Source organism: Fulvivirga marina (genome assembly GCF_016775155.1).
Classification (GTDB): Bacteria; Bacteroidota; Bacteroidia; order Cytophagales; family Cyclobacteriaceae; genus Fulvivirga; species Fulvivirga marina.
Map to the genome: position 1 here is coordinate 1 of NZ_JAEUGD010000050.1, position 4,742 is coordinate 4,742.

At 34.1% G+C, this 4,742-nt stretch carries 5 protein-coding genes and 1 pseudogene; 1 reads left to right on the top strand and 5 read right to left on the bottom strand.

Annotated elements, in window-relative coordinates; translation table 11 throughout:
- Positions 1–37: 37 nt before the first annotated feature.
- Together JMN32_RS15065 and JMN32_RS15070 are read right to left on the bottom strand one after the other, a co-directional pair.
- A complete protein-coding gene (locus tag JMN32_RS15065) occupies positions 38–532 on the bottom strand; it encodes a hypothetical protein (RefSeq protein WP_202857179.1) in 495 nt (164 codons plus the stop codon).
- 3 nt (positions 533–535) lie between these two features.
- Positions 536–742 (bottom strand): helix-turn-helix transcriptional regulator, encoded by a 207-nt coding sequence (locus tag JMN32_RS15070; protein ID WP_202857180.1) that lies wholly within the window; start codon positions 740–742, stop codon positions 536–538.
- A 171-nt stretch (positions 743–913) separates the two neighbouring features.
- Here JMN32_RS15070 and JMN32_RS15075 point away from each other — a divergent pair, with 171 nt between their 5' ends.
- Positions 914–1,114: a hypothetical protein gene (locus tag JMN32_RS15075; protein WP_202857181.1), complete on the top strand. Its 201-nt coding sequence runs from the start codon at positions 914–916 to the stop codon at positions 1,112–1,114.
- A gap of 961 nt (positions 1,115–2,075) precedes the next feature.
- Here the strand turns inward: JMN32_RS15075 and JMN32_RS15080 are convergent.
- From JMN32_RS15080 to JMN32_RS15090, 3 genes and pseudogenes are all read right to left on the bottom strand, one after another.
- On the bottom strand, positions 2,076–2,630 hold the full coding sequence (locus tag JMN32_RS15080; protein ID WP_202857182.1) for a hypothetical protein: 555 nt from the start codon (positions 2,628–2,630) through the stop codon (positions 2,076–2,078).
- Between the two features lie 192 nt (positions 2,631–2,822).
- Positions 2,823–3,626: an HNH endonuclease gene (locus JMN32_RS15085; protein ID WP_202857183.1), complete on the bottom strand. Its 804-nt coding sequence runs from the start codon at positions 3,624–3,626 to the stop codon at positions 2,823–2,825.
- 586 nt (positions 3,627–4,212) lie between these two features.
- Positions 4,213–4,742: pseudogene (locus JMN32_RS15090) on the bottom strand (integrase core domain-containing protein); the annotation flags it as partial.

The window sequence follows — 4,742 nt, forward strand, 5'->3', positions numbered from 1 at the left end:
CCTATTATAACAATAATAATTAATAGAATTTATACTTTTATGGAGTCCTAAAACGGGGGTGCTTACATTCGTTTTCTATGTTTAAATACTTCCCAATTTTTCTTCTTTGGAAATTTTTCAAATTTTCTATTGAGTTCATCAATTGAGAAAGACCAATGATTGTTGCGTTGTCATCAAGAGCTTTAATTTTTGAATCATAATGTGGATCGCTTTCATGATTTATTACGAATGACCAATTTGGATATTGAGCTTTCCAATTTGAATTAAATTCATTGTAATCTCCTTCTACTTTTTTGTCAAATTCTCTATGACGTTTTTTCGTGTCTATAATCTCCTGAGGTCCGTAGCAAGCAATTACTCTTTTTTCTTCCTCAATAATTCCATCACAACCTTTGTCCTTTTGGTCTCTTAAAACAGTAAATCCATGTTCACCATATTTAAGAAGATATAGTTCTCTTACGAAATGTTGAAAATCAAATCCCCTAAGTGATTTAATTTGTAATTCAAATCTATTTTTAGTCGGACTATTCATTGATTATTTTATAGATACGAACAGTTCTCTTATATCAACATCTAGATATTTTGCAATCAAATAGAAAATTTCTACAGATGGTTGAACATCATTAGTACACCATCTTGAGACAGTAGATTCTGTTTTATCAAGATGTCCCGCCAATTCCTTAGATGACACATTCTTTTCAGCCAATACAGCCTTTATTCGGTTGTAATTAATTTTATCCATTGTGCAACTAAATTGCTGTTTCGTGCAAATATAAGGGGTTCAATTTATTTGGTTTTTGCTTAAAATTGCGTTTTCATGCAAATTTCTTTCCTTTAAATCGCATTAAAATTTTACAAAACAATAATTTATTGTATTTTCGTAAAAATTAATTATTGTTCAAAAGCAATTAATATGAGCAGAAGATATACCAAAGCAGATTTAGAAGAGATTGTTTATAGACAACTAGAAAATTTAAATGCTATGCACGATTTATTGAGCATTATGAAAGTCCAGAATGATTTAATCCAAAGTATTAACCAAACGCTTAGAGAAGAAATCGGTCAATTCAAAGAGCAACAATTCAAATATCCGACAAACAGAGGTTCGAAGTGATAGACTATCAAGTGGTAGGGGAATTAAGCTCTTTTGGTTTTTGGTGTCAGAGTGGGAGGTAGCGAAAACCAAATGTGCTTAATGTGCGGTTGGCTTTTCCTGAATGAAACACAACAATTGAATATATGCAACGTTGCACATATTCACATTATATCATTTTCACATAAAGCACTGTAATTTAACTCATTAAAAGCAACAAGCGTATACAAATCACTATAATTGGATATAACAAACACTTTAATTTAATCATTTCACTCAACAACCACCTCCAAAACCTTCTCAACTACACAATCCCCTTTCCAAAAACCATCTTTACGTTTGCGAGCGAAATTTAAAGCTAGTCAATGCGTAATGACTTTGTCAATACCCAACCTTGGGTATATTGAGGAAAAAATCGACAAAATTCGGGCAACCCATACGAGAAAATCGAACCACTCAATTCATTGAATGACAATTGATTATCAAGTAGAGAGGAATTATCACTGTTTATAAGAGAGGAATTATCGAAACGAAAAATAAAGTATAATACACTGATTATCAATTATATTAAAACTAAAAAAGCTGATTATCGTATGATAATCAGCTTTTTTGTAGCCCCTCGGGGACAAATATCGAACCTTCTACTGGCTGATTTGGCTGCAATCAAGGTTTTTGAAAAAGTGGCACGGTAAGTGACAAGCAGGTAAATTGGCTTAAAAGAAATACAGCACAAGCGGACGTGGCTGTTGCACAACCTCTAAAAAGCTACTAAGAGGCCCTTAATATCGGATAATATGTGCCTTAAAGCACGGAATTGAACATTTTGCAGAGGGATCAGGCTAAAAACAGTAGGCCCATCGAAGGAAGTCACCGTCCTACGTAGCAAAGTTAATATAATCAATGAAAGCACCTAACCCACTGAACGGCCTATTGATTTTTAGCTATTGTTAGGTGCTGTACCTCACATTTCTCCTATCTGCAATTAATACTCTAAACTAAACATGAATTTTACCCACTTATCTGATTCTTCATATTCAACAGTAATATTTGAATCTTTATTATAATAGATTAGTTCGTAATCTTCTTTGGTTTCGGTTCCATTAACAGTGTGGATTGTTGATTCTAATTTGTTAGCTCTTTTTTCGGAGAAATAAGTTGTTACAATTGTGTGAAATTGACTACTATAATCTGGAAGTAAATCTTTCCTTATTTGAATATAAATTGACTTTTCAAAAGGGTCATTATTAGCATCTTTCCAAGTTGAAAGTTGTATGGCTATCTGGGAAAATAGATTTTGAGTGGCTTCATTTCCGTAATTCACAGGTACTCTCCAGTATTCACTATGTTGATTTGATTCTTTATATTTAAATCCCTTTTCAAGTAAAATCGCTTTAAAATAATCAAAATCACTGATTCCTTTGACGATATCATTTACATCAATTAGGGATTTTTGATAATCTTGAGAAAAAAGATTCGAGCTAAATAATAGAAGTAGAAATATAAGTAATCCACGTCTTTTATAGTTTTTAGTTTTCATGATTGTTAATGGTTTTTGTGAGGTATAGCACCTAACGCCATGCTATGATGAGTGAGGATTAGAATGCACTAACCTCCCGTCCTGCACATGGCCACACCTTGATTTAAAATTAAAACTTGTGGCGGACTTTCCAATCCCCACAAAACTTTCCTGACCACCGAAACCCCATTCATAGCAATTGTTACCTATTGTTTATTTCACCCATTTTTTCTTCCACGTAAAAAAGTCTATTCCATTGTCCAGAGAAAGCGCACCTGCCATTTGAGCAATCATAACTTTTAAGTCTTCCATTACATTACCACCTACCATAGTTGGTATAATTGTTCCTCCTTTACCGAGTCCACCTGTTTCCAAAACAAGTCGGTGCCATAGGTATTTAGAAGACACTATTTCTGTAATGTATGTATTTGGAGTTTTATTGTCAAAGTGTCCTTTTGGATAGAAAGAACATAGCTCAACTAATACCTCTTCATAAAAATTAATGATGTCAATATTTCCTTGTACCATTATTGCAGTAACTCCTGAATCCCATTTCTCTTGTGACGATTCCAATAGTTTATCATGGATTTGTACAATGTTTTCTAAATAGATCCTTAATATATCATTGTCAGTTACGAGCTTATATTTTGAATATTGGTATTGTTCATTATCATTATGTATTACCGTTTTGGTTGAACCAGTTACAGTTTCGATAGAAGCCAGTTTATCTGCATCCTCCTTTCTTTTTTTAACTCTTATTAGCCAATCTTCTCTGAATTTTTGTACTTGGGCAGCATTTAGTTTTCTTCCAAATCCCCCATTGATCATTGTGTAATTGTGACAATCAAAGCACAGAACAGCCAAGTTATAGATGTTATTATTAGAGGGATTCTCATCAATGTGATGTATTTGAACTTCTTTACCTCTTTGAGTACAAACACAGCAAGTTCTGTCCGATAGAAATAGGATTTCTGCAGCGATTTCATCAGGGATTCGAGTCCTTTTTTTCTTATTCATGCCAATCAATAACAGGTAACATCTATATAACAGTATGCTTGTTATTTCACATATAACTAGAATTACAAGCAGTTATCCGACTGTAAGTGATTACAAACGATTAAATCGGATAGAACAAGTACTCTTAACTAACTCGACAGTAGCTCCCAAAACTTCCCCAACTACACAACCCGCTTTCCGAAAGCCATTTTTACGTTTGTGGGCGAAACTTAAAACTAGTCAATGCCTAATTACTTTGTCAATACCCAACCTTGGGTATATTGAGAGGAAATTCAGTGGTAAAACAAAAATTACTACTGTGATTTAGGAGATCCCGGATCAAGTCCGGGATGACGCTATAATTCATGAGTGGGCATAAAACAAAAAAACCGATCATTTCTGATCGGTTTTGTAGCGGGAAGGGGGGAAATATCGAACTTTTTTATAGATGATTTAGCTGCAATTGCGGCTTTTGAAAATTGGGATAGTAAGATTTTTGTAAGCACCCCCGTTTTAGGACTCCATAAAAGTATAAATTCTATTAATTATTATTGTTATAATAGGTGTTAATTGTGGGTAACTCGATAGAGTTATCCACTGTTAACGCCACCTGTGCGTATTGTACAGGACTCTTATCATTTAAGCTTTCATGTGGCCTCACAAAGTTGTAATCATACATCCAATCTTCAGTGGCTTGTCGTACTTCATCTATAGAATCAAACACATAAGCATCAAGCACATAGTTTCTATAGGTACGATTCAGTCTCTCAACATATGCATTTTGAGTAGGCTTACCTGGTTGAATATAAATGAACTCTATTGCATGCATACGGCTCCATTCTTGTGTTAATGCCGCTATAAATTCTGGACCGTTATCCATACGTATGCGCAAAGGTTTTCCTCTGCGTTTAATTAAGTGATTTAAAACCCACACCACTTTATTGCTCTTTAAAGAATAATCGATCTCTACATGCAAAGCTTCTCGATTAAAATCATCCATAACATTGAAAGAGCGGAATTTACGCCCATTGAATAAGGCATCACTCATGAAATCAATAGACCATGTATGGTTAAGTGCAGCAGGCACCTCCAGAGGTTCTTTTATTCTTGCTGGCAATCTCCTCTTTACTTTCCTGC